We start from the raw sequence: 24228 nt of genomic DNA on the forward strand, positions 1-24228 counted from the left end.
CAAGGACCCCGATGAGATGCTGCTCCCGGGCCGACGTTGCGGTGCGGCCTCGTCGCGTCCGGTAGGTCGAGCTTGGTACGTCGCGGCGGCGAAGACTGTGACCTGAGTCCGGCGACTTGCGGCCTCCCGCCGCCGGGGCGCCCGGTGCCGCCGGCCCCGCGACGGTCGATGGGCGGAGCGGCCACTGCGCCCGCCACCGCGCCGCCTACCTTCGTATCGCCCCGGACCTGCGGAGCTCGCTGCGCGCGAGGGCGTCCTTGTGCACCTCGTCGGGGCCGTCCACGAACCGCAGCATGCGGGCGAGAGCGTAGCCGTACGCGAGCGGAAAGTCCTGGGACAGGCCACCGCCTCCGTGCGCCTGGACCGCCTTGTCGAGGATCCACTGGACGGTCGCCGGTGTGGCGATCTTGATCGCCTGGATCTCCGTGTGGGCGGCCCTGTTGCCCTGCGTATCCATGAGCCATGCCGCCTTGAGGGCGAGCAGGCGCAACTGCTCGATCTTGACGCGGGACTCCGCGATCCAGTCGCGGACGACTCCCTGGTCCGCCAGCGGCTTGCCGAACGCGACCCGCTCCCGTGCCCGCGCGCACAGCATTTCGAGCGCGCGTTCGGCGATGCCGATCGCCCGCATGCAGTGGTGGATGCGTCCCGGCCCGAGCCGGGCCTGGGCGATGGCGAAGCCGTCCCCTTCGTTGCCGATGAGGTTGGCGGCCGGGACTCGGACGTCATCGAAGCGCAGTTCGGCGTGCCCCCCGTGCTCGCGGTCGTCGTAGCCGAATACGTGCATGGCCCGGACGACCCGCAGGCCGGGAGTGTCCCGCGGGACCAGGATCATGGATTGCTGACGGTGGCGGTCGGCGTCCGGATCGGTCTTGCCCATGACGATGAAGATCGCGGCATTCGGGTTCATGGCCCCGGTGATCCACCACTTGCGGCCGTTGATCACGTACTGGTCGCCGTCGCGCTCGATGCGCATGGCGATGTTGGTGGCGTCGGAGGACGCGACATCGGGTTCGGTCATCGCGAACGCGGAACGGATCCGCCCGGCCAGCAGGGGTTCGAGCCACCGTCGTTTCTGCGCGTCGGTGCCGAACAGCGACAGCAGTTCCATGTTGCCGGTGTCGGGTGCGGCGCAGTTGAGGGCGGCAGGCGCCAGGTGCGGGCTTCTGCCGGTGATCTCGGCCAGCGGCGCGTACTGCTGGTTGGTCAGACCGGCGCCGTGAGCGCCGGGGAGGGACAGGTTCCACAGTCCCTGCCGCCGCGCCTGCGCGCGCAGTTCGGACAGTACGGGCGCCGAGTCCCAGGCCCACCGGTCGTCCAGTTCGGCCAGTTGCCGCTCGAACACCGCCTCCGCCGGGTAGACGTGGGCAGCCATGAACTCAAGGAGCCGCCCGCGCAGTTCCTCCGTGCGGGCGTCGTAGGTGAAGTCCATCAGTCATCCTTCTTCAGCGACGCCAGCCCGATCTCCAGCAGTGGCTCGGTCAACGCACCGATCCCGTCGAACCCGGCGCCCACGGTCCGACCCCGCAGGTGGCGGTAGTGGATCCCCTCGACGATCGCCGCCAGCTTGTAGGCGGCGAGGCCGAGGTAGAAGCCGAAGTGCGCCGGGTCGCGGCCGCCACGCGAGCGGTACCGGTTCCTCACCTCGTCCTCGGTGAGGTATCCCGGTGCCGAGGCGGCGTCGGAAACGAGATCGCCACCGGTGAGCCGGCTCAGCCTCTGGTAGACGATCAGAAGGGCGAGATCCGTTACCGGATCGCCGATGGTGGCCATCTCCCAGTCGATGATCGCCGCCGGCCGGTCGTTCCGGTCGACGAGCACGTTGTCGAGGCGATAGTCCCCGTGCACGATCCCCGGTGCGGACTGCGCCGGAACCTGCGACGCCAGCAGGCCGCGCAGTTCGCCGGCCGCCGGCAGGTCGCGGCTGCGGGACGCCTCCAGTTGAGCGCTCCAGCGCCGGACCTGCCTGTCCAGGAATCCATCGGCGCGGCCGAAGTCCGCCAGCCCCACCGTGGCGGGATCGACATCGTGAAGTGCGGCCAAGGTGTCGACCAGCCGGAGCGAGATCGTCCGGACCCGTTCCGGCCCGAGCGGTGCGAGATCCGCCGCGTTTCGGAACGGGGTGCCCTCGACCTTCTCCATGATGTAGAAGGGCGCCCCGATGACGGAGTCGTCCGTGCACAGGGCGTAGGTGGCGGGCACCGGAACGCCGGTCCCCGCCAGGGCCGACATGACGCGGTACTCGCGACCCATGTCATGGGCGGTGTCCAGAATGTGCCCGAGCGGTGGCCGGCGCAGCACCCAGCTACGCTCACCGTCGCCGACCTCGTACGTCAGGTTGGACTTGCCGCCGGGGATGAGACGGGCCGACAGCAGCCGTCCGCCCACCCCGGGCCTCGCGGCCGAGAACCAGTCCGCCAGCCGTTTCAGGTCCACGCCCGGAGGGTCGGTGGAGGCGGTGACGAGCTGCTCCGTCACGGCGCCGCCACCCTGAGCACATCGATCACGCATACCGGCCCTCCGCCGCCGTCGCGCCCGGTCGTCCCCCTCACGCGAACCCGGTGATCGAGGTCCACCCGTCTCACGGCGAGCGGCTCGGCACCCTCCGGATCGGTGATCCCGTCGAAGACTCTCATCGCCGAACGTCCTCTCACGCGAGTAGCACGCGCTGAATACCGCTGTTCCAGTCGGCCGGCCCGCCGGCTGTTCTCAATCGGCCGGCCCGCCGGCCACGTAGACGACCTGGCCGGACACGAAGCCGGCGCCCTCGCTGACCAGGAACGACACGGCGTGGGCGACATCCTCGGGCCGGCCCACCCGGCCCACGGGGATCCGCGCGGCCGCGCCCGCGATGAAGTCCTCGAAGGAGATGCCGATACGTTCCGCGGTGGCCGCCGTCATGTCGGTCTGGATGAAGCCCGGCGCGACCGCGTTCACGGTGACGCCGAACTTGCCCAGCTCGATGGCCAGCGTCTTGGTGAAGCCCTGCATGCCGGCCTTGGCCGCCGAGTAGTTCGCCTGGCCGCGGTTGCCCAACGCGGACGTGCTGGACAGGTTCACGATCCGTCCGAACCCGGCGTTCCTCATGTAGCCCTGGGCGGCCCGGCTCATGAGGAAGGCGCCGCGCAGGTGGACGCCCAGTACCGCGTCCCAGTCCGCGGTGGTCATCTTGAACAGCAGGTTGTCCCGGATGATGCCCGCATTGTTGACCAGGATCGTGGGCTCTCCGATCCCGGAGACGATCGTGTCGAACGCGGCGGCCACCGAACTCTCGTCGCTCACGTCGGCGCCGACCGCCAGCGCTTTCCCGCCCCGGGCGGCGATGGCGTCCACCGTTCCCGCGCAGTCCTGTGCGTCCAGGTCCAGCACGGCGACGAAGTGGCCGTCCTCGGCCAAGCGGAGCGCCGTGGCCGCGCCGATGCCGCGGGCGGCGCCGGTCACGATCGCGATGCGCGGTTGATCCATCAGTCCTCCGTCTCCCGGTTTCCTCGCACGTCCGGCAAGCGACCCCAGGGGCCACGTCGCCGTGCGGCCCCGTCGCGGTGCGGTAGCAGGAGTCTGACCCGTCGCGGCGGCGAAGGCTGTGACCTGGATCCGGCGACTTGCGCCGGTCGCTGCCGCCGTGGCCGGGCCTCACGTGCTTTCGAGGTAGCGCTGCAGCTTGTTCATCCCGCCGAGCCAGTGGTCGGTGTCAGCGGCCCGGTGGCGGTAGTAGTCGCCCACCTCCGGGTGCGGCAGGATCAGGAAGCGGTCGTCCCGCAGCGCTTGCACGACCACCTCCGCCACGTCCTCGGGCGTCAGGGCGTCGCGGGCCAGGACGCTGCGCATCGGCCCGGACGCCGCGAGCATGTCGGTCCGCACGCCCTGCGGGCAGATCGCCTGGACCACGATCCCACGGTGCCGGTAGGTCGCGGACAGCCACTCGGCGAACGCGATCGCGCCGTGCTTGGTCACCGAGTACGTCGCGGCGCCGAGCGCGGTCAGCAGCCCCGCGGCCGAGGCGGTCACCACGAACCGGCCGCCACCGCGCTCCAGCCACTCAGGGACCAGCAGTCGGGCCGCGCGGACGTGGGCCATCGTGTTGACCTCCCAGCTCGCCGCCCACTCGGCCTCGCCGGCGTCGAGGCCGAGGCCGCGAGCGATGCCGGCGTTCGCGAACCAGACGTCGATCCGGCCGAGGCGGTCGCGCGCGGCCGACACCAGGGCCGTCATGCCGGCCTCGGAGGCGGCATCACCCGGGACGGCGTACGCGCCCATCTCGGCGGCGATCGCCCCCGTCGCGGCGGGGTCCAGGTCGTTCACCACGACGCGGGCTCCCTCGGCGACCAGCCGCGCCGCCAGCGCCTTTCCTATCCCACCGGCGGCGCCGGTGACGACGACCCCCTGGCCCGCGATCGTCATCCGGCCACCCCGCCCAGGGACGCGCCGCCATCGACGACCAGCAACCGGCCGGTGATCCAGGAGGCGTCCTCCGACAGCAGGAACGCGACCGCGCCGGCGATGTCCTCGGGCTCGCCCAGGCGCTTCAGCGGGTACGCCCCGGACACCTGCTCCTCGCGGCCCTCGTACAGCGCCGCGGCGAACTTCGTCTTCACCACCGCCGGCGCGACGGCGTTGACCCGGATGTCCGGGCCCAGCTCCACGGCCAGCGACTCGGTGATCGCGACGAGCATGGCCTTGCTGGCGCCGTAGAACCCGACGCCCGGCGCGGGCCGGATCGCCGAGTGGGACGAGACGTTGACGACCGCACCGCCATGCTCCCGCATCCAGGCGCGGTGGGCCTGCTGCACCCATGACAGCGCCGCGACGCAGTTGACCTCGACGACCTTGCGGGCCACGCCGAGGTCCAGCTCGACCATCGGGCCGTACCAGGGATTGATGCCGGTGTTGTTCACCAGCAGGTCGAGGCTGCCGAACGTCTCGACTGCCCGGCGGACCGTCTCCGCCTGGTGCTCGGTGTCGTCGGCCTTGCCGGCGACCGCGAACGCCACATCGGGGCCACCGAGGCGGGCCACGGCCTCGTCGAGTGCCTCCTTCCTGCGTGCGGTGATCACCACCCGCGCTCCCTCCGCGACCAGTCTCCCGGCGATGGCGAGGCCGATCCCCCGGCTGGCGCCGGTGACGATCGCGGTCTTGCCGTGAAAGCTCATGCCGCCCATCTCGCCTTCCTCAGCTCAGTCTCCAGGCACTTGCTCGTATCGCTGTGGCATCCGGCCGCCGCTCGGATCGGCCGGGACCGGCACCGCGCGCGGAGACTCGGCTGGTTCGTGCGAGCGGAAACCGGCCAGTGTGCCACGGAAGAACGTCAAGGGCCGCCGATCGGAGGACGCGGCCAGATCGAGGACGCGGGCGACGACGATCCAGTGATCCCCGGCCTCGTGCACGGTCACGATCTCGCATTCCAGCCACCCCAGCGTGCCGGGCAGCATCGGTGCGCCGCTGAACCGGCCGGCGGCCCAGGGCACGTCCGCGAACTTGTCACCCCCGCTGACGGCGAAACGGCGGCACAACGCGATCTGGTCGTGCGCCAGCATGTTCACCCCGAACCGGCCGCCGGCCGCCACCTTCGGCCACGACGTCGAGACCTTGCTGGGGCACAGGAGGACGAGCGGGGGATCCAGCGAGAGCGCGCCGAACGACTGGCACGTGAATCCGACCGGCCCGTCGGCGTGCATCGCGGTCACGACCGTCACCCCGGTGACGAAGTGCCCCAGCACGTGCCGGTAGCGCTCGCTCGATATGGCGGCGGGCGGCAGGCTGTCAGTCGTCATGGGCTCGCCCCCGGCCGACCGGAGAGGGAGCCGGAGAGGGAGATCGTCCCCCTTCTTCCGCAGGTCACCAGGTCGAGCGTCCGCACGATGCCTCCAACAGTGCTTCGAGGACCCCAACCAGCCGCTGCTCCCGGGGCCGGCGTCGCCGTGCGCCCCCGTCGCGGCCGGTAGCAGGAGTCTGACCGGCCGCGGCGGCGAAGGCTGTGACCTGGATTCCACGACTCATCGACCAGCCCGCGGACCTGGGTCACAGACGCATTCGCAGGTTGTGAAACCATGACGCAGGTCGCAGCCCGAGGCATGGCAGGAGGGGCATCGACGTGTATCCGACAGAGCCCGAAGGTGTCTCCGCGGGGCGTGCACGCCGGTCAGGGGCACGATCAGGCACCATGACCCAGCACAGCGCGCACACGTGCGACCTCGCCGGACACCTCCAGCCGGTGATCTCCCTCCCGATCCCACGATGAGGCGGCGGCCAGGTGCGGTCCGCCCTGGCGGCATCGGAGCTTTGACGAGGTGAGGCGCCCCCGATAACCGGCGCCTCGACCCGGCCTGCCAGGAAACCCGGCCTGCCGAGAAAGGAGAGACATGACGATGTGCCCACTCGTCGAAACATCTGACGGTATTCGTCTCCACGTGACCGACACCGGAGACGGGGCCCCGGTGCTCTTCCTCCACGAATACGCCGGCGACCACCGGAGCTGGTCTCGGCAGGTCGCCGAACTCAAGGACGACTACCGGTGCATCACCTACGCGGCGCGCGGCTACCTGCCGTCCGATGTGCCGACGAGTCCTTCGGCCTACTCCTGGCGGCAAGCCGTCGATGACGCGATCACCGTGCTCGACGTCCTGGAGGTCGAGACCGCCCACGTCGTCGGACTCTCGATGGGCGGGTACACGGCAGTGCAGTTGGGATTACGCCACCCGGACCGGGTGCGGTCGATCATGGCCGTCAGCGTCGGATCCGGTTCCGACCCTGCGACCCGGTCCGCCTATCTGGACGAGACCAGGATCGTCGCGGACCGGCTCCGATCCCGGGGAACGGCCTTCGTCGGGCGCAAGATGGCCGAAGGGCCCAGCAGGATACAACTCAAATACCACAACGAGCCGGCGTGGCACGAGATGATCGAACAGTTCTCCGAGCATTCCGCGGAGGGGCTGGCGCTCACGATCCTCGGCATTCAGGCCCGCCGGCCGTCTCTGCACGACATGATCGACGAGATCAGAGACCTCTCGGTCCCCCTTCTCGTCGTCAACGGCGACGAGGACGAGGCATGCCTGCCCACCGGGATGATGCTCAAGCGTACGGCGCCCTTGTGCGGAATGCAGGTGCTCCCGAACAGCGGACATGTGCCGAACCTGGAGGACCCTCGGCAGTTCAACGACATCACCCGCCGATTCATTCGACGTGTCGAGGCGAACGAGTGGCCCGAGCGGGACCCGAGGTCGCGGTTCACTTCGCAGTTCGGCCTCGATCAGCCCGACCACACGGGCGCGGCGGCGGCCTCGCCGCGAGGGACAGGCAGCTCGGAGACGAGGTGAGCCCGGGAATGAATCGCCATGCCACCGGCATCTCGGCGGCGTCGTTGGAAGCGTGGTCGAAGAGCTTTCTGTCTGGGCAGGAGCCGGAAATCCGGGACACGCTCCTCGCGGACAGCCGGGTCGTGACGTATCCCGCCGGGACGCTCATCTGCCGGGGCGACGAGGACTACCGGGTCGCCCTCATCCACCGCGGACGGATCCGTTCGAAAATCACGTCCTGGGATGGGCGGGAGGTCACCACGCGCTACGCGACGGTCGGCCATATCACCGCCCTGCCCGCGATGCTCACGAACGGTGCGCCGGCCTCGCTGGAAGCGGTGACCTTCTGCGAGGTTTCGGTGTTGAACCCGAACACTTTCCGGCGCCTCATGCGCGCCAATGCCGACCTCTGCTATCAGGTTGCGGTGTATCTGGCGAATTCCACGTACGAGACCGTGGCGTATCTTGAGGATAATCTTTTCGGATCGGTGCAGCAGAGGCTGAGCAGGCACCTGCTCGAAATGGCCACGCCCACCGTCAAGGGACTCCTTGTCCAGACGGATCAGACGGACCTCGCTCACGCGATCGGATCAGTGCGAGAAGTGGTCGCCCGGGCTCTGAAGAAGCTGAGCGACACCGGAGCGATCCGCCGGGACCGGCGGCAGATCTGGATCGAAGACCCGGGGCTGCTGCAGTCGTTCGCGTCCACGAACTTGCGGAGCCACAGGCAGCACGACTCAAGAAGCAGGCCCGAAGCGAGAGACGATTGAGCGAGTACCCCATAGACGAAGAGCTGGCGCGGTCGGTGTCCACCCTGCCCCGAGTCGATCGCACCGACGTCGCGGAAGCGCGCAGAATAATGTCGAGCCGCGTGGCCGCCTCCGGCCGCTACGACTCGATCGACGAGGGCGTGACCACCGAGGACCGCTCCTGCACCGGAGCCGACGGCCAGAGCGTCGAACTGCGCGTGTACCGGCCGGATCACCGTACGAACATGGGTGCCATCTACCACGTGCACGGCGGCGGATTCATTCTGGGCGATCTTGAGATGAGTCACCTCCGGAATGTGGAGATCGCGCGAGAAGTCGGCTCCGTCGTCGTCTCCGTGAACTACCGGCTGGCGCCGGAGTGGCCCTTCCCCACCCCTCTTGAGGATGTCTACAGCGGCCTCGTCTGGCTGCACGAGCGGGCCGGCGAACTGGAGATCGATCCGTCGCTCGTCGTCCTTCATGGCGTGAGCGCCGGCGGCGGGCTCGCGGCTTCGACGGCGCTGCTGGCCCGCGACCGAAACGGGCCGCCGATCTGCTTCCAGTTCCTCGCGTCGCCGGTGCTGGACGATCGGCTCCTTACCGCCAGCAGCAGGAGATTCACCGACACGCCCGCGTTGAATCGGCAGGACGTGGAGACATGCTGGTCGGCGTACCTCGGACGAGTCGGGAGGGGCACCGGCGCGGTCTCGCCGTATGCGGCCCCCGCGCGGGCGGCCGATCTGACGAGACTTCCGCGGACGTACATCTCCGTGGCGGAGTTCGATCCGTTGCGCGACGAGGCGATCGAATACGCGCGGTCGCTTCTGTCCGCCGGCACGTCCGCCGAGCTGCACCTCTTCCCAGGTACGTACCACGGGTCCTTCGCGGCGCGTGAAGCGGCGGTGAGTCAACGCCAGCTATCTGAGGAGGTCGCGGTGCTGAGGAGTGTTGTGGGGTGATCGAGAAGTGGGCCGTCCGCGCGGAGGCCGGGCGGTCGGAAGGTCATGACCGGAGGTGCGGACAAGACGGCCGGCCAGGTCACGAGGCGGCGAGGGAGCCTGATCACATGTCACACGCGAGCGGGCCAGGTGGGTCGTCGGCGGGTGCCCGTTTCCTCGGCGGCGTTCGGGTCTTGGACATCACCGGGGCCTTGGCGGGCCCCTACTGCACGACGATACTTTCCGACCTCGGCGCGGAGGTCATCAAGGTAGAGCCCGTGGAGGGCGATTCGCTTCGGCGCCGTCTGGTGGGGCCGGAGCAGCGGCCTCTCCCGTTCGACCTGATCCACCGCAACAAGCGAAGCATCGCCGTCGACATCAAGACCGACCGGGGGCGGGACCTCGTCAGAGCACTGGCGATGCGCTCGGACGTGCTGGTGGAGAACTTCCGGGTCGGCGCGCTCGCGCGACAGGGCTTGTCCTACGACGATCTCAAAGGCGATTGCCCGGACCTTGTGTATTGCTCGATCTCCGGCTTCGGGCAGTTCGGGCCGATGCGTGACGCGAAAGGCATCGATCTGGTCGCCCAGGCGTACGGAGGACTGTTGAGCGTGACGGGGAGTCCCGGCGAAGCGCCGGCGAAGGCCGGCTACCCCATCGGCGACCTCGGCACCGGGATGTGGGGCGCGATCGGGGTGCTGGCGGCGTTGCTCCGAGTGCGTGCCGGACTCGGCGGCTCCCACATCGACGTATCCCTCGCCGACACGATCGCCGGGTGGTCGTTGTGGGAGGTGGCCGACTTCGTCGGGACGGGGGAGGCTCCGGCTCCGCTGGGTACCGCGCACAGGCTCGTGGCACCGTACGAGGCTTTCACCTGTGGCGACGGGGCGATGCTCGTGATCGGCGTGACCGAGCGCTCCTGGAAGGCTTTCTGCGCCGTCCTCGGTATCGATCTTTCCGGCGACGCGCGCTACGACGGCGAGTACGCGCGCTTCGTCAACCGCGAGCAGCTCGCCGAGCTGCTCCAAGCTCGGTTCAGCACGGCACCGAGGGACTTCTGGATCGACCGGCTCCGTGAGGCCGGCGTTCCGTGCGGGCCCGTCAACGACATCCCACAGATGCTGAATGACCCGCAGTACGCCGCCCGCGACATGTTCCCGAGCGACGTCGAGCGGTTCGGGCACCGCCGCATCGTGAACACGCCGCTCATCGCCGACGGCGCTCCACGCGCACAACGGAGGGCGCCGGGCATCGGACAGGACACCATCGCGCTTCTGCGCGAGCTGGGGATCGGCGTTCAGGAGATCAAGGCGCTGTTGCGGGATCAGGTGGTCGGCGGCGCCGCAGAGGCGTTGTCCACGGTGGATTCGGAGGCGGGCGCGGGATGACGGCTCTGATGCGACTCGACGTCCTGGATCGGGTCGCCCGGCTTACCATCGACAGGCCGGAGAAGCGGAACGCCATGTCGGCGGAGATGTGGCGCACCCTCCTCCGGCACGTCAAGTCGATCGGCGAAGCCTCTGGTATCTCCGCGGTCGTGCTGACAGGCGCCGGGGGGAGCTTCTCGGCAGGCGGCGACCTGACCGAGCTGAGGGCACCGGATCCAGAGGAGGTCGACGGTTACCGGGCTCTCGCCGAGACGGCCGTCACGGCCCTGATGGAACTGAAGCCGCCGAAGTTCGCACAGATCGACGGCGCGTGCTTCGGAGCGGGTTGCAGCCTTGCGCTCGCCTGCGATGTTCGCATCTGCTCCCCCACTTCGCAGTTCGCGATACCCGCGCTGAAGAACGGCCTCACCTACGAGCCGGCCTTCGTACGGCGGCTTGTGCAGGTCGTGGGCTCCGGCCCGGCCGGGCTGCTGCTTTACGGAGGCGAGCGCTGGAACGCCCAGGAGGCCGCGGCACGCGGCTTGGTCGACAAACGCGCTGAGGACGTATCGGCGACGGTCGAGCGGATTCTGGCGAACCTGCGCGGCGCGAACGACTCGGCCATCGCCTCGATGACGACGGCCATCAGGGCCGCGCTGCGGTTTCGGTGAAGAGGAATTCGGAGGTCATCCATGGATCTGCGCCTGGACGGTGCGCGTGCGATCGTGACCGGGGGATCGCGCGGAATCGGACTCGCCGTCGCCCGCGGCCTCCTGGCCGAGGGGTCCAGGGTGGCGCTCGTCGCCCGGGACGAGCAGCGCCTCAAGACCGCCGCCGACGGCCTTCGCGTCGCGGCCATCGGCGCCGATGTGCTCGCGATCCCCGCGGACACCACCGACGACGCCTCCGTGCGAGCCATGGTCGAGACGGTCGTGGCCGCATGGGGCGGCATCGACGTGCTGGTGAACGCCGCCGCCCAGCCCTCCTTCGCTTCCGCTCCTCCCGCGCTCGCCGACATCACCGACGCGGAGGTGGCGACCGACTTCGACACCAAGGTACTGGGCTACCTGCGGTGCGCCCGCGCGGTCGCACCACACATGATCGCGCAGGGCTCGGGAAGAATCGTCAACATCTCCGGCCTCAACGCCCGCCGCACCGGCTCCATATCCGGCACGATCCGCAACGTCGCCGTCGCCGCCCTCACCGCCAATCTCGCCGATGAGCTCGGACCTCATGGCGTGGGGGTCACGGTTGTGCACCCCGGTCTGGTGGAGACCGAACGCACTCCCCGGCTGGTCGCGGACCGAGCGGCGGCCACCGGGCTCACCGAGGACCAGGTCCGTGCCGGCCTCGGCGAGACGACGAGCCTGCGCCGCCTCGTCACCGCTGAGGAGGTCGCGGACGTCGTCGTCTTCCTCTGCTCCGAGCGGGCGGCCGCCGTAACCGGCGACGCGGTGAGCGTGGCGGGCGGGAACCGCGGCGCCGTGCATTACTAGCGCGCCGGCGTGGCCGCTCGCAGAGCCGTGTCCGGCCACGTACCGCCGTGGAGCGGCATCCGCCTGCGGCCACCGGGGGCTTCCAGGCCGCCTTCTGGGCGTGCCTGGTCGTCGCCGCGGTGGGCGCGCTGATCGCCCTGGCCCTGCCGGCGGTGGCCGGGGGCACCGAGCAAGCCCCGCAGTGGTGGCGGCGCCGCGGACGGGCTTCGGCTCGGGCGCGGACGGTCTTCCCCGAGGGTCAGGTGATGCGGCTCACATCTGGACGATGACCTTGCCCTTGGCGTGGCCCTGTTCGAGGTAGGTGAATGCCTCGGGGATCTGCGCGAACGGGAAGACCCGGTCGGTCACCGTCTTCAGCCTGCCTTGGTCGACCAGGCCGGCCAGCACGGCGAGGTCCGATCCGCTGGGGCGCATGAACATGAACCGATAGTTGACGCCCTTCTTCCGGGCCTCGCGGCGGATCTTGGCGCTGGCCGCCTTCAGTGCGGTGGTCACCACCAGGCCCGCGCCCATCTCGCGAGCGGTGGGCGGATCGGGGATTCCCGCGATGGAGGCCGTCGTGGCTCCCCGCTTGAGGATGTCGAAGGTGTCCGTCAGGTCCTGTCCGCCGGTCAGGTCGAAGGCGCCGTCGTAGTCGCTGAGGAGGTTGTTGAACCTCTGCTGGCGGTAGTTGATGACCGTCTCGGCCCCAAGGGACCGCACCAGTTCCTCGCCGCTGGGCGACGCGGTGGTGGCCACCTTCGCCCCCATCCAGACGGCGAGCTGGATGGCGAGGGTGCCGACGCCACCGGCTCCGCCGGAGATGAACACCTTGTCGCCTTCGGCGACGCCCACCACGTCACGCAGCGCCTGCAGGGCGGTCAGCCCGGCCAGCGGCAGCCCGGCCGCATCGGTGAAGTCCAGGGACTCCGGCATCTTCGCCACCAGCGTCTCGTTGACGACGGCGTAGGGGCATAGGCGCCGAGCCTTGTCTTGTCGACCCGGGCGAACACCCGGTCACCGGCCGCGAAACGGGTGACGCCCGCGCCGACCGCCTCGACCACGCCGGACAGCTCGCTGCCCGCCACCAGGGGCAGATCGAGACGGGTCAGCATCTTCATCTTGCCTTCGCGGACCTTGAAGTCGATCGGGTTCAGTCCTGCGGCCCGCACCCGGATGAGCACCTCGCCGTCGTGTGCCGCCGGCTCGGGGACATCCCGGAGTTCCATCGCGCTCGCGTCCCCGTACCGGGTCAGCACGTATGCCTGCATGTGGTGTCCTGCCCCAATTGTCGCATGCCCCTGATCCGCACAGATCGTATTGGAGTGGGGGCGTGCGCGTGGGGTGTCGCCACAGGCCGCATGTCCGTCTGTCCCATTCCGCCTCGGGCGCCGTCAGCGCGGGCGCGATCGTTGCACCTGGGGCGGTCACATGTGGGCGCCGCCGTCGATGCGGATCTCGGTGCCGGTGATGAACGCGCCGTCGTCGGATACGAGCATGGCGATCACGCCGGCGACGTTCTCCGGGCCGGGCAGCCCGGTGCCGATGGCGGCGGTGAGCTTGCCGAACAGGCTCCAGTCGGTGTCCTCGGGGACGAGGGAGCCGATGTTGGTGGTGATGCCGCTGCTGATGCCGCCGGGCACGATGTTGACCGCGCGCAGGCCCTGCTTGGAGTACTCCAGGGCGAGGCTGTGGGTGAAGGAGGCGATGCCGCCCTTGCTGGCGGAGTAGGCGGCCATGAAGGGGTGGGCGTAGAACGCGGAGGTGGAGCTGAAGTTCACCACGACGCCGCGGCCGGATTCGAGCAGGGCGGGCAGCGCGGCGCGGGTCATGAGGAAGGTGCCGGTCAGGTTGACGCCGATGACCCGGTTCCACAGCTCCAGCGAGCAGTCGTGGGTGTGCGCGCCGCGCAGGATGCCCGCGGCGTTGACCAGCGCGTCCAGGCCGCCCAGAGCGGAGACCGCGGCGGGCACGACGGTGACGACCGAGTTCTCGTCGGCGATGTCCAGCGTCCGTGTGATGAGCCGGTCGGCGGTGCCCTGCTCGGTGGCCAGCGCCACAGTGTCCTTCAGACCGTCTTCGGCCAGGTCGGCGGCGACGACGCGGGCGCCCTCGGCGAGCAGGCGCAGCGTGGTGGCCTGGCCGATGCCGGAGGCGGCGCCGGTGATCAGGATACGGCGGTCGATCAGTCGCGACACGGGGTCGACTCCATTCAGGCGAGGGTGCAGGTCAGGGGAAGGTCCGAGGTGGAACGGCCGATGCGCAGCGTGTGCGGGCCCTCGGCGCGGGCCCAGCCGGCGCCGGTCCAGCGGGAGAGCGCGCGGGGCGCGATCTCGATCCGGGCGGTGACGCTCTGGCCGGGGCCGGCCTCGACGGCCGCGAACCCGGCCAGCCGGAGCGAGCCGGAGGACTCCAGGTACGCCTGGACGACCTCGCGTCCCGGCCGGTCGCCGGCGTTGCGCACCGTGACCTCCACGGCGTCGCCGGACGAGATGGCCCGCACGTACTCCCAGGTGGTGTAGGACAAACCGTGGCCGAAGGGGAACAGCACGCCCTCGGCACGGTAGGCGCGGTAGCCGATGCGGTCGCCCTCGGCGTAGTCCAGCACCCCGTCCACCGGCCGGGTGGACAGGACCGGCACGTCGCCCTCGGTGGCGGGGAACGTGGTGGGCAGGCGGCCGCCGGGCTCGGCGCCGAACAGGACGTCGGCGATGGCGTCACCGCCCTCCTGTCCCGGGAACCAGGCCCACAGCAGCGCGCCGGGCCGCTCCGCCCAGGGCATCAGCCACGGCGCCCCGGCGTTGACCACGACGACGGTGCGCGGATTGGCCGCGCAGACCCGCCGCACCAGCTCGTCCTGGCGGCCACGCAGCGCCAGCGTGGTGCGGTCCAGGTTCTCGGTCTCGGTGTCGGCGTCGCTGCCGACCAGCACGATGGCCACGTCGGCGGTGCGGGCGGCCGCTTCGGCGGCGGCCAGTTCCTCCTCGTCGGTACCGCGCGGCGGCTCATAGCCCAGCCCGGCCAGCGTGACCGGGTAGGGCAGGTTGCGCTGCGGCTCGATGCGCACCTCGATGTCCACCGGCCCGGCCGGGGCCTGGAAGGTGAAGGTGTGCGAGGGCGGGTTGAGCAGCAGGGCGGCGATGTCGTCGCCATCCTGGAGCTGCTCGTGGGCCTGGTCGTCCTGGCCGGGGACGCGCAGGGTGTGCCGGCCGGTGCCCAGCACCGACAACCGGTGGACGCCGGACGCGGTCAACGTGAGGCGGGCGCGTACCACCAGCTCGCGCACCTCGTCGGCCAGAACGATCGGGAACCACCAGGGAGCCGGGTCGCGGTGCTCGGCCGACAGCACGCTCCCGTCGGCGGCGCGGTACTCCAGCCGCACGCCCGCCTGCGACGTCTCGGGGTCGGCGGCCAGGTCGCCGGGCAGGGGCGGCAGCTTGGCGTGCGGGAAGACACCCGCGTGGACGGTGATCTGGACGTCGTCGCCGAGCATCCGGCGCAGCCCCTCCAGCGGGGTGACCACACGTTCGGGGGTGACGTGCGCGCTGCCGCCGCCCTGTGCGGCGAGCCGGACGGCGTTCGGGCCGATCAGCGCCACCCGGCGCAGGCCCTCGGCCCGCAGGGGCAGCAGGCCGTCGTTGCGCAGCAGCACCGAGCCGCGCACGGCCAGCTCGCGCAACCGGTCGCGGACGTCGCGCGGCACCGCGGGCGCCGGAGGCGCGGGGGCGCCCTCCAGCGCGCCGGTGCGTGCCGCGAGCCGGAGCACCCGCAGCACCTTGTCGTCCACGACCTCGGCCGGGACGCGTCCGTCCTCGACCGCCGCGACCAGCGCGTCGCCCCACGGCCCGTCCGGTCCGGGCATGACCAGGTCGAGCCCGGCCAGCGCCGTGGCCTCGGTGGAGCGGGCGGCCATCCAGTCGGAGACCACCACGCCGTCGAAGCCCCACTCGTCCTTGAGCACGCCGGTGAGCAGGCGGTGGTTCTCGGTCATGGTCTCGCCGTTGACCCGGTTGTACGCGGCCATCACCACCCATGCCCCGGCCTCGCGCACCGCGGCCTCGAAGGGCGGCAGGTACACCTCGCGCAGGGCCGCCTCGCCGATGCGGGCGTCGTAGGTCATCCGCTCGGTCTCGGAGTCGTTGCCGACGAAGTGCTTGACCGTGGCCGCGACGCCGGCCGACTGCACGCCTTCGACGAAGCCGGCCGCCATCCGGGCGCTGAGCAGCGGGTCCTCCGAGTAGCACTCGAAGTGCCGGCCGCCCAGCGGCGAGCGGTGCAGGTTCACGGTGGGCGCGAGCAGCACGTGGACGCCCATTTCGCGCGCGCGGGCGCCCATCAACCTCCCCGTCTCGCGGGCGGTCTCCTCGTCCCAGGTCGCGGCGAGCGAGGTGGGGCTGGGGAACAGCAGCGAGGGGGTGGTGTCGCCCCCGTACGAGGTGCCGCGCGGCCCCACCGGCCCGTCCGACAGCGCCAGCGCGCCCAGCCCCGCCGACGGCACCGGCGTCAGCGTCCAGGCGTCGGCCCCGGTGAGCAGGGCGACCTTCTCCTTCAACGTCATGGCAGCGAGGCGACGCCTCAGGCCGGCCTCATCCAAGGGGGGCACCGATGTTCCTTCCGTCAGGGCGCTTACACGTGATAGTAACCTGGCTCAGGTGGTCGCGTTTAACGCGTCCCGCAGGTCGGTGCGCAGCTCGTCCGAGGCGCCGGGGATGAAGCCGAGGATGGAGTCGAGCGAGTAGGCGGCGGCCTCGGGGGCGTTGCCGTCGATCGGGATGCCGGGGAAGTGCTTGGCGAACACCTCGCTCAGCGCGTGCCAGACGCGCGGGTCGCCGGCGAGCGTCTTCAACGGGGTGTCCATGGTGTACGCCGGGCGGGCGCCGTAGCCCTCGGGCAGGGCGTAGGCCCAGGAGTGGCGCCCGCCCGCCACCCGCACCTCCTGGGCGTCAGGGTGGAGCGGGAGCGTGACCTCCGCCTCGGTGCCCTCGGGAACGGTGACGTCGAGCCGCATCCGGCCGTCGCCGATCCGCCAGGCGACCTCGACCCTGCCGTGCACGGTGTCGAGGGCGGTGGTGGCGTGGGTGAGGCCGCCGCCGGGCCGGGGGGCGATGCGCATCATGCGGTAGCCGGGCTCGGCCGGGGACAGGCCGCCGACCACGCGGTGCAGCCAGTCGGCGACCGCGCCGAGGGCGTAGTGGTTGAGCGAGGTCATCCCGGAGGGGTTGATCGTGCCGTCGGGCCGGATGGAGTCCCAGCGCTCCCAGATCGTGGTGGCGCCCATGGTGACCGGGTAGAGGAAGGACGGGCAGGCGGTCTCGGTCAGCAGCAGGTACGCCTCGTCCAGGTGCCCGGTGTCGCTGAGCGCGTGCAGCACGAGCGGGGTGCCGGCGAAGCCGGTGGAGATCCGGTACCCGGCCTTGGCCACCAGCTCGGCCAGGCGTTTCCCGGCGCGGGCCCGCTGGGCGGGGTCGAGGATGCCGAAGGCGATGGCGAGGGCGTAGGCGGTGGCGCTCTCGCCGACCAGGCGCCCGGAGGGGGCGACGTACTCGCGGTGGAACGCCTCGCGCACCCGCCGGGCCAGCGCGGCGAAGTGCGCGGCGTCGGCGTCGTGGCCCAGGATCTCGGCGGTGCGCGCCATCTCCGCGGTGGTCTTGCACAGGTAGGCGCAGGCTACGAGGTACCGGTCGGTCTTGCCGCCGGAGGGGTTGTCCATGGGGGCGTCGGGGTCGAGCCAGTCGCCGAACTGGAAGCCGGTGCTCCACAGCCCGTCCTCGTCCAGCAGGGCCTCCACGCTCCGGATGAACGCCGCCATGGAGTCGTAGCTCCGCCGCAGGATCTCCACGTCGCCGTAGTGCCGGTACAGCGTCCAGGGCAGGCTGACGGCGACGTCGCTCCAGAGCGCGGTGGGAGAGGACGGCGTGGACAGCACGTCGGGCACCACCCAGGGCACGTAGCCCTTCTCCCGCTGCTCGGCGGCCAGGTCCTCCAGCCAGGAGCCCAGCACGCCGCGCACGTCGTAGAGGAAGGCGGCGGTGGGGGCGAAGGCGTTGAGGTCGCCGGTCCAGCCCAGCCGCTCGTCCCGCTGCGGGCAGTCGGTCGGCACGCCCACGAAGTTGCCGCGCATGGACCACACGGTGTTGGCGTGCAGCCGGTTCACCAGCTCGTCGGAGGTCTCGAACCAGCCGGTCCGGCGCATGTCGCTGTGCACGACCACGGCGCTGACGGCGTCGAAGGGGCCGTCGATCTCGGCGTAACGGAAGCCGTGGAAGGTGAAGCGCGGCTCCCACACCTCCGGCTCACCCCCGCCGCGCAGCGTGTAGCGGTCGGTCGCGGCGGCGGTGCGCAGGGTCTCGGTGTCGAGCTCGCCCTTGGTCAGGACCTCGGCGTGGCGCACGGTCACGGTACGCCCGGCCTCGCCGGTCGTGGTCAGCCGCACCCAGCCGGAGATGTTCTGCCCGAAGTCGACGATGGTCTTCCCGGACGGGCTGGTCGTGATCTCCACCGGGGCCAGTTCCTCGATCCGGCGGATCGGCGGCGCGGTGGGGGCGACGAGCGTGCCGAGGTCCCACTCGAAGGGCTCCACCGGCGACCAGGCGGAGTCGTCGAAGCCCGGCAGGTTCCAGCCGTGGGGCTCCAGGCGCGCGTCGTAGGTCTCACCGTCGTACAGGCTCGCGCCCAGCACCGCGCCGGTCGCGCAGGTGAAGCCGGGGCCCGTGCCGACGACCCGGGCATGGTCGCCGTAGTCCAGCTCCAGCCGCAGGAACAGCGCGGGCCGGTCGGTGTAGTGGTGGCGGCGGCCCTCGAAGCCGAGGCGGCCGGCGGCCCAGCCCTCGCCGACGATCGCGCCGAGCGCGTTGGGCCCGTCCTGGATCAGACCCGTGACGTCGTGCGCGCGCACCTGCAGCCGGTGCCGGTACGACGTCCACCCCGGGGCCAGCACCTCATCGCCCACGCGGACGCCGTTCAGATACGGCTCGACGATGCCCAGCGCGGTGACGTGCAGCGTGGCCCGCAGGGGCCGCTCGCCGGCGGTGAACTCGCCGCGGAAGTAGGCAGCGGGGCCGTCCGGCTCGACGGGAAAGGACGGCGTGACGAACGACGCCCGCCAGGCGGACGACACGGCGGATGACGCGGCGGATGACACGGCGGAACTCCTCCTTGAGCGTTCAGCGGACGGACTTGATGCGCAGCACGATCAGGCCGGCGAGCACGGTGCAGACGGCGGCGGTCAGGTACAACAGGGTGTAGTTCTTCTCCCCGGCGGCGCCGACCGCGAGGATCAGCGGCGCCACCAGCGGGGCGACGGACTGGGGCACCGAGGTGGCGAAGCCGATGATCCCCATGAACCGGCCCGCGTCGGTCTCGCGCTCGGGCAGCACGTCCAGCAGCAGCGCCTGGTCCACCGAGGAGAACATGCCCAGGCCCACCGAGCACACGACCGAGCCGGCGAACAGCAGCGGCACGCCGGGTGCCAGGACCATGACCGCCGAGCCGAGCGCGTACACCACTCCGGCGCTCAGGACGAAGACGCGCCGCCGGCGCAGCCGGTCGGACAGGAAGCCGCCGCCCAGCGCTCCCGCCGAGGTCGCCAGCACGCCGAGCGCCGAGACCGTGGCGATGGTGGTGGCCACTTCCGGCACGGTGACGCCCAGCCGGGCGGCGAAGAAGAACGCGGTGAACGTCGTGTTGAGGGTCAGGCCGAAGTAGAACAGGAACCGCCCCAGCCAGTTCCAGGCGTAGTCGGGGTAGCGGCGCGGGTCGAAGACGTACTTGCGGGCCAGCGACGACGCGGTCAGCGGCTCGGCGAAGACCATGCCGCGGCTGTCCGGCTCGGGCACGAGGCAGGCGAACAGCGCCACCAGGACCACGCCGGCCGCCCCCGGCACCAGGAACAACAGCAGCGTGTCGCCGGTGAGGAAACCGGCCAGGACGACGCCGACGACCGGCGCGACCAGGGTGGCGAACCCGACCAGCCCGGCCACCTTGCCGCGCTGCGACTCGGGCAGCCGGTCGGCCATGGAGTTGACCAGGCCGCCCAGGGCCTGCCCCCAGCCCAGCTGCGCCAGGATCCAGCCGAGCCCGAGCACCGGGATGCTGGGAGCCTGAGCCATCACGACGAGGGAGACGACCCCAACGATCGTTCCGGCGATCATGAACGGGCGCCGCCGGCCGATCCGCGTGCGGGTGCGGTCGCTGAGCGTGCCCAGCAGCGGGCCGGTCACCACCGGCACCAGCGCGCCGATGCCGGTGATGTAGCCGAGGTACTCCTCGTGCCCGGGAGCGAGCTGCGTCACCCGGATCGACAGCGAGATCGCGATCGGGGTGATGAACGCCAGGAACACCCCGAACTGGGCGAGGACCATCAGCCAGATGTAGGTGGCGCTGACCTTGGGCATGGTGTCCCGCGGGTCCTGCGCGTAGGTGGTGCTCGGCATGGACGTCCTTTCGGGGGTGGATCGTAAAACGTTTAATAGGCATGCCGGAAAAGGCGACCTCAGGCGCACTAACACGTGTAACCTGATGGTGCGAGGACGTTAACATCGGAGACGCACCGCGGCAATAGGGTGCGTGACGACGATCGTGAGCGAGGGGCGGAGTTGCCGGCGAAGAAGCCCGCACGCAGAGTGACGAGCACCGACGTGGCCCGGGAGACGGGCCTGTCGCGTGCCACCGTGAGCTTCGTCCTCAACGACACGCCCAACCAGTCCATCCCGCAGGCCACCCGGCAGCGGGTGCTGGAGGCCGCCGCCCGGCTCGGCTACACGCCCTACGCCCCGGCCCGCACGCTGCGCAGCGGCCGCAGTGACCTCATCGTGTGCGAGCTGCCCGACTGGCCGCAGAGCCCCACGATGGCCGAGTTCGTCGACCGGGCCGGCGAGGTGCTGGCCGAGGCCGGCTACACCCTGGTGACCCACGTCCACACCGACCGGCCGGGCGGGCTGGGCAGGCTGTGCGCGGCGCTCGCCCCCGCCGCCGTGTTCGGCATGCGGCCGTTCCCCCCGCAGGATGTCGAGGCCATGCGCCGGGCCCGCGTAGGAGTGATCCTGCCGCCACCGCAGGCAGGCTCCGGCGACGATCTCGGCGCGAGCGTCTGGACCACAGGGATCGGCCGCATGCAGGCCGAACACCTGATCGCCAAGGGCCACACCCGCATCGCCTGCGCCCTGCCCGACGACCCCCGGGTCAGCGACCTGAGCGCGGGACGCGCCGCCGGCGCCGCGCAGGCGTGCGCGGACGCCGGCCTGCCCGCCCCCGCCCGCTCGCCGGTCCCCCTGGACATCGATGGCGCGGCGGGCGTGGTGTCGGCCTGGCGCGCCTCCCCCGACGCCCCCACCGCCGTGTGCGCCTACAACGACGAGGTCGCGCTGGCACTGCTGGCCGGCATGCGCCGGCTGGGGCTGAGCGCCCCCGGCGACCTGGCCGTGATCGGCGCCGACGACATCCCCGCCGCCCGCTTCGCCGCACCGCCCCTGACCACCATCGCCCTGGACAGCGGCGACCTCGGCGCCCACCTCGCCCGCGCGCTGCTGCGCACACTGGACGGCGAGGAGCAGGACCTGACCCTGGCCCCGCACGGCGTCCACGTGGTCGAGCGGGAATCGGCCTGAGGGAGGCGGGACCTCCCGGCAGGACACCCCCATCGACGACCCGGCCCTCGGCGACCGCCGGACGAACGCGACGGCGCGCTCCACGGCCTCGGTGGCCTCGGGCAGAAAGCCGGTCGCCGCCTGCCGAACCTGGAACTCAGGGCCACACCACCCCCTTGTCGGTCCACGTGACCCCCTTGTTGCGGCACAGGCAGAAGGGATGCCCGACCGGGTCGGTGTAGACCCGCCAGCCGTAGCCCTCGGGGCCGATGAAGTCCTGCTTCAGTGTCGCGCCGAGTTCGATGACACGGCGCTGTTCGGCTTCGATGTCGTCCACTTCGAAGTCGAGGTGGTACTGCTTGGGGTGCTCGCCGTCGGGCCAGCGCGGTGGGCGGTAGTCGTCCACCCGCTGGAAGGCCAGCTCGACCTCACCGAAGGGGATGCCGGCCCATTGGTCGTCGCTGTCCTCCTTGATCGCACGGCCGGTCAGTTCGGAGTAGAAGGCCGCCAGCTTCATCGGGTCCGGGCAGTCGATGATGAAATCCGTGAGTTGGAGCATCAGGCGATGATGCCACAAGCCTCCCCTGATCATCCCGACCGAGGGGGCGGGATCGGCCCTACAGCAGCTTGTCCGGGGTGATCGGCAGGTCGCGGACGCGTTTCCCCGTCGCGTGGAAGACGGCGTTGAGGATGGCGGGAGCGGTCCCGATGGTGGCGATCTCACCGAGGCCCTTCACGCTCCCGGGAATGTGCGGGTCGTCCCTCTCGACGAAGATCGCTTCGATGTCGGGGACGTCGGCGTTGACGGGGACGTGGTATCCCCAGAAGCCGGCGTTGGTGATGCGCGCGTCGCGGCGGTCCACCTCGGTGGCCTCTGTCAGCGCCTGGCCGATGCCCATCACCACTCCGCCGATGACCTGGCTGCGGGCGGTGCGGGGGTTGATGATGCGGCCGGCCTCGATCGCCTTGACGTGTCTGGTCACGCGGACCGTCCCGAGCTCCGGGTCCACCTTCACCTCGGTGAAGTCGGCGCCGAAGGCCCACCTCGCGACCGTCGCCCCCTCGCGCGGCGGTGGGGTGTGGTCTCCCGTGGCGGACTGCAGCCGGTTGCGGCGCAGGATCTGCGCGTACCTCTCGCCCCTCGACCGGTCACCGCGCACGAACAGGTATCCGTCGTCCACCAGGACGTCGTCCGGGGACGCGCCGGACAGCGGTGAGCCCTCGTCGGCCACGGCGATGCGGATCACCTTCGCCCGCAGCGCCTCGCCGGCGAGCCGGGCCGCCGCAGCGACGCTGGCCGCGGTGTGCGAACCGAACGAGCCCCCGCCGGTCGGCAGATCGGTGTCGCCCAGTTCCGCGCGCATCATCTCCACCGGGACGCCGAGCGCGTCCGCCGCCACCTGAGTCATGATCGTGAACGTGCCGGTGCCCAGGTCCTGGCTGCCGATCTGCACCACGGCGCGCCCGTCGGCGCCGAGCCTGACGAGCGCGCTCGTCGGATCGCTGCCGGCGTGCCGGATCGCCGTGGCCATGCCCCACCCGACCAGGTATCGGCCGTCCCGCATCGAGCGCGGCTCCGGGTTCCGCTCCGGCCAGCCGAACCGCCGCGCTCCCCGTTCGTAGCACTCCAGCAGGCCGTTGCTGGACCAGGGGAGGCCGGAGTTCGGGTCCCGCTCGGCGTAGTTGCGCCTGCGCAGTTCCAGCGGGTCCACGCCCAGCTCGGCGGCGAGCTCGTCCATCGCCGACTCGACGGACACCAGCCCCACCCCCTCGACAGGAGACCGCATCGGCACCGGCGTCTGGCAGTTGACCTTCACGAACCGCTGGGTGGTCCGGATGTTCGGGCAGCCGTACGGCACCGGGGTGGCGGCGCCGATGTAGAACGGCGGCGTGTCGTAGAACGCGGATGTCTCACCGACGCAGTCCTGCGCGATGGCGGTGAGCACGCCGTCGCGCCGGGCCCCCAGCCGGACCCGCTGGACGGAGTGCGGCCGCTGGCCGGTGGCGGCGAACATCTGCCGGCGGGTGGTCACCAGCCGCACCTGCCGCCCGGTGAGCCTGGCCGCCATCGCCGTCACCACGCTCGGCCAGCACCAGGCGGCCTTGCCGCCGAAGCCACCGCCGAGGAACTCGGAGACGACCCGGACCTGTTCCGGCCGGAGCCCGAACGTCGTGGCCAGTCCGTCGCGGACCATGCTGATCGTCTGGGTGGACACGTGCACCGTCACCTCGTCCGCCGTCCACCGCACCGTGGTCGCCATCGTCTCCATGGGGTGGTGGTGCTGCGCCGGGGTGGTGTACGTACGGTCGATGACGACCGCCGCGTCGGCCAGCCCCCGGTCCACGTCGCCGATCGTCGTCGGCGGCGCGTACCGCGGGGAGTCGAACGCGTCGTCGATCCCCTCGAACAGGGTGGCGACCGGCCGCTCCTCCGCGTACTCCACCCGGACCAGGGAGGCCGCGTGCGTCGCGTTCTCCAGGGTGTCGGCCACCACCACCGCCACCGGCTGGCCAGAGTAGTGCACGCGATCGTCCTGAAGCACCAGGAGCGTCTCATGGGCCGGGCCGAGGACCTCCTGCGCCGGGACCGGCCGCAGCCGCGGCGCGTTGTGGTGGGTGATCAGCTCAAGGACGCCGCCGGCCGCGCGGGCCTGCCGGGCGTCGATCGAGGTGATCCGTCCCTTCGCCACGGCGGCGCAGACCGCCACCGCGTGGACGAGGTCCTTCCCGTCATCCTGCGGCAGGTCGGCGGTGTACCGGGCCGCGCCGGTGACCTTGAGCCTGCCCTCCACCCGCGCGATGGGCCGTCCCACGACACTCATC

22 protein-coding genes are annotated in these 24228 nt (G+C 71.2%); 8 read left to right on the top strand and 14 right to left on the bottom strand.

Going from position 1 to position 24228, the window contains the following annotated elements; translation table 11 throughout:
* Positions 1-205 precede the first annotated feature (205 nt).
* The 6 genes from HNP84_RS26125 to HNP84_RS26150 all read right to left on the bottom strand — a co-directional run bounded on the left by HNP84_RS26125 (position 206) and on the right by HNP84_RS26150 (position 5771).
* Positions 206-1432, bottom strand: a complete 1227-nt coding sequence (locus tag HNP84_RS26125) for an acyl-CoA dehydrogenase family protein (protein WP_185052540.1) — start codon at positions 1430-1432, stop codon at positions 206-208.
* Entirely contained in the window at positions 1432-2436 is a 1005-nt protein-coding gene (locus HNP84_RS26130) for a phosphotransferase family protein (RefSeq protein WP_312925718.1), read from the bottom strand. Before HNP84_RS26130 ends, HNP84_RS26125 begins: the two co-directional genes overlap by 1 nt.
* A gap of 273 nt (positions 2437-2709) precedes the next feature.
* Entirely contained in the window at positions 2710-3450 is a 741-nt protein-coding gene (gene fabG / locus HNP84_RS26135) for a 3-oxoacyl-ACP reductase FabG (RefSeq protein WP_312925738.1), read from the bottom strand.
* A gap of 183 nt (positions 3451-3633) precedes the next feature.
* Positions 3634-4401: an SDR family oxidoreductase gene (locus HNP84_RS26140; protein ID WP_185052543.1), complete on the bottom strand. Its 768-nt coding sequence runs from the start codon at positions 4399-4401 to the stop codon at positions 3634-3636.
* Positions 4398-5159 carry an SDR family oxidoreductase gene (locus HNP84_RS26145; RefSeq protein ID WP_376771956.1) on the bottom strand — a complete coding sequence of 254 codons (762 nt, stop codon included), beginning with the start codon at positions 5157-5159 and terminating at the stop codon, positions 4398-4400. Before HNP84_RS26145 ends, HNP84_RS26140 begins: the two co-directional genes overlap by 4 nt.
* A gap of 15 nt (positions 5160-5174) precedes the next feature.
* Positions 5175-5771: a flavin reductase family protein gene (locus HNP84_RS26150; protein WP_221336749.1), complete on the bottom strand. Its 597-nt coding sequence runs from the start codon at positions 5769-5771 to the stop codon at positions 5175-5177.
* Positions 5772-6407: 636 nt separating this feature from the next.
* Between HNP84_RS26150 and HNP84_RS26155 the strand changes: the two genes are divergently transcribed.
* The 7 genes from HNP84_RS26155 (at position 6408) to HNP84_RS26185 (ending at position 12111) form a co-directional block, all read left to right on the top strand.
* Positions 6408-7313, top strand: a complete 906-nt coding sequence (locus tag HNP84_RS26155) for an alpha/beta fold hydrolase (protein WP_221336750.1) — start codon at positions 6408-6410, stop codon at positions 7311-7313.
* 8 nt (positions 7314-7321) lie between these two features.
* The gene (locus HNP84_RS26160; protein ID WP_185052546.1) at positions 7322-8062 is read left to right on the top strand and encodes a Crp/Fnr family transcriptional regulator; all 741 of its coding nucleotides are present in this window, start codon (positions 7322-7324) and stop codon (positions 8060-8062) included.
* Positions 8059-9000, top strand: coding sequence for an alpha/beta hydrolase (locus HNP84_RS26165; protein ID WP_221336751.1), 942 nt, complete (start codon positions 8059-8061; stop codon positions 8998-9000). The genes HNP84_RS26160 and HNP84_RS26165 overlap by 4 nt, the downstream gene beginning before the upstream one ends.
* Before the next feature lie 107 nt (positions 9001-9107).
* Positions 9108-10367, top strand: a complete 1260-nt coding sequence (locus HNP84_RS26170) for a CaiB/BaiF CoA transferase family protein (RefSeq protein ID WP_185052547.1) — start codon at positions 9108-9110, stop codon at positions 10365-10367.
* A gap of 8 nt (positions 10368-10375) precedes the next feature.
* A complete protein-coding gene (locus HNP84_RS26175; protein ID WP_221336752.1) occupies positions 10376-11017 on the top strand; it encodes an enoyl-CoA hydratase/isomerase family protein in 642 nt (213 codons plus the stop codon).
* 21 nt (positions 11018-11038) lie between these two features.
* Positions 11039-11842, top strand: a complete 804-nt coding sequence (locus tag HNP84_RS26180; RefSeq protein WP_185052549.1) for an SDR family NAD(P)-dependent oxidoreductase — start codon at positions 11039-11041, stop codon at positions 11840-11842.
* Between the two features lie 47 nt (positions 11843-11889).
* Positions 11890-12111: a hypothetical protein gene (locus HNP84_RS26185; RefSeq protein ID WP_185052550.1), complete on the top strand. Its 222-nt coding sequence runs from the start codon at positions 11890-11892 to the stop codon at positions 12109-12111.
* On the opposite strand, the gene HNP84_RS26190 is transcribed toward HNP84_RS26185, so the two are convergent.
* The 6 genes from HNP84_RS26190 to HNP84_RS26210 form a co-directional block, all read right to left on the bottom strand.
* Entirely contained in the window at positions 12095-12757 is a 663-nt protein-coding gene (locus HNP84_RS26190; protein ID WP_246518712.1) for an NADP-dependent oxidoreductase, read from the bottom strand. The genes HNP84_RS26185 and HNP84_RS26190 overlap by 17 nt on opposite strands.
* Positions 12703-13080, bottom strand: a complete 378-nt coding sequence (locus HNP84_RS51295; protein WP_221336754.1) for an alcohol dehydrogenase catalytic domain-containing protein — start codon at positions 13078-13080, stop codon at positions 12703-12705. Before HNP84_RS51295 ends, HNP84_RS26190 begins: the two co-directional genes overlap by 55 nt.
* A gap of 168 nt (positions 13081-13248) precedes the next feature.
* Positions 13249-14019, bottom strand: coding sequence for an SDR family NAD(P)-dependent oxidoreductase (locus tag HNP84_RS26195; protein ID WP_185052551.1), 771 nt, complete (start codon positions 14017-14019; stop codon positions 13249-13251).
* Positions 14020-14033: 14 nt separating this feature from the next.
* Positions 14034-16379: a beta-glucosidase family protein gene (locus HNP84_RS26200; protein ID WP_185052552.1), complete on the bottom strand. Its 2346-nt coding sequence runs from the start codon at positions 16377-16379 to the stop codon at positions 14034-14036.
* A gap of 90 nt (positions 16380-16469) precedes the next feature.
* Positions 16470-18962: a glycoside hydrolase family 78 protein gene (locus HNP84_RS26205; RefSeq protein ID WP_221336755.1), complete on the bottom strand. Its 2493-nt coding sequence runs from the start codon at positions 18960-18962 to the stop codon at positions 16470-16472.
* A 22-nt stretch (positions 18963-18984) separates the two neighbouring features.
* Positions 18985-20253 carry an MFS transporter gene (locus HNP84_RS26210; protein WP_221336756.1) on the bottom strand — a complete coding sequence of 423 codons (1269 nt, stop codon included), beginning with the start codon at positions 20251-20253 and terminating at the stop codon, positions 18985-18987.
* 189 nt (positions 20254-20442) lie between these two features.
* Between HNP84_RS26210 and HNP84_RS26215 the strand changes: the two genes are divergently transcribed.
* The gene (locus HNP84_RS26215; RefSeq protein WP_221336757.1) at positions 20443-21426 is read left to right on the top strand and encodes a LacI family DNA-binding transcriptional regulator; all 984 of its coding nucleotides are present in this window, start codon (positions 20443-20445) and stop codon (positions 21424-21426) included.
* Between the two features lie 136 nt (positions 21427-21562).
* Here HNP84_RS26215 and HNP84_RS26220 read toward each other — a convergent pair whose 3' ends face one another.
* Entirely contained in the window at positions 21563-21964 is a 402-nt protein-coding gene (locus HNP84_RS26220; RefSeq protein WP_185052554.1) for a VOC family protein, read from the bottom strand.
* A gap of 58 nt (positions 21965-22022) precedes the next feature.
* Complete coding sequence (locus HNP84_RS26225; RefSeq protein WP_185052555.1) at positions 22023-24227, bottom strand: xanthine dehydrogenase family protein molybdopterin-binding subunit; 2205 nt, start codon at positions 24225-24227, stop codon at positions 22023-22025.
* Position 24228: the final 1 nt, after the last annotated feature.

Origin of the sequence: Thermocatellispora tengchongensis (genome assembly GCF_014202315.1) — a bacterium.
GTDB lineage: Bacteria > Actinomycetota > Actinomycetes > Streptosporangiales > Streptosporangiaceae > Thermocatellispora > Thermocatellispora tengchongensis.

Coding starts and splice junctions, on each gene's coding strand:
- HNP84_RS26160 (WP_185052546.1), top strand. CDS start 7,322: ATGAATCGCCATGCCACCGGCATCTCGGCGGCGTCGTTGGAAGCGTGG.
- HNP84_RS26190 (WP_246518712.1), bottom strand. CDS start 12,757: ATGCCGGAGTCCCTGGACTTCACCGATGCGGCCGGGCTGCCGCTGGCC.
- HNP84_RS26210 (WP_221336756.1), bottom strand. CDS start 20,253: ATGCCGAGCACCACCTACGCGCAGGACCCGCGGGACACCATGCCCAAG.
- HNP84_RS26225 (WP_185052555.1), bottom strand. CDS start 24,227: ATGAGTGTCGTGGGACGGCCCATCGCGCGGGTGGAGGGCAGGCTCAAG.
- HNP84_RS26175 (WP_221336752.1), top strand. CDS start 10,376: ATGCGACTCGACGTCCTGGATCGGGTCGCCCGGCTTACCATCGACAGG.
- HNP84_RS26140 (WP_185052543.1), bottom strand. CDS start 4,401: ATGACGATCGCGGGCCAGGGGGTCGTCGTCACCGGCGCCGCCGGTGGG.
- HNP84_RS26200 (WP_185052552.1), bottom strand. CDS start 16,379: ATGACGTTGAAGGAGAAGGTCGCCCTGCTCACCGGGGCCGACGCCTGG.
- HNP84_RS26170 (WP_185052547.1), top strand. CDS start 9,108: ATGTCACACGCGAGCGGGCCAGGTGGGTCGTCGGCGGGTGCCCGTTTC.
- HNP84_RS26125 (WP_185052540.1), bottom strand. CDS start 1,432: ATGGACTTCACCTACGACGCCCGCACGGAGGAACTGCGCGGGCGGCTC.
- HNP84_RS26180 (WP_185052549.1), top strand. CDS start 11,039: ATGGATCTGCGCCTGGACGGTGCGCGTGCGATCGTGACCGGGGGATCG.
- HNP84_RS26220 (WP_185052554.1), bottom strand. CDS start 21,964: ATGCTCCAACTCACGGATTTCATCATCGACTGCCCGGACCCGATGAAG.
- HNP84_RS26145 (WP_376771956.1), bottom strand. CDS start 5,159: ATGGGCGGCATGAGCTTTCACGGCAAGACCGCGATCGTCACCGGCGCC.
- HNP84_RS26150 (WP_221336749.1), bottom strand. CDS start 5,771: ATGACGACTGACAGCCTGCCGCCCGCCGCCATATCGAGCGAGCGCTAC.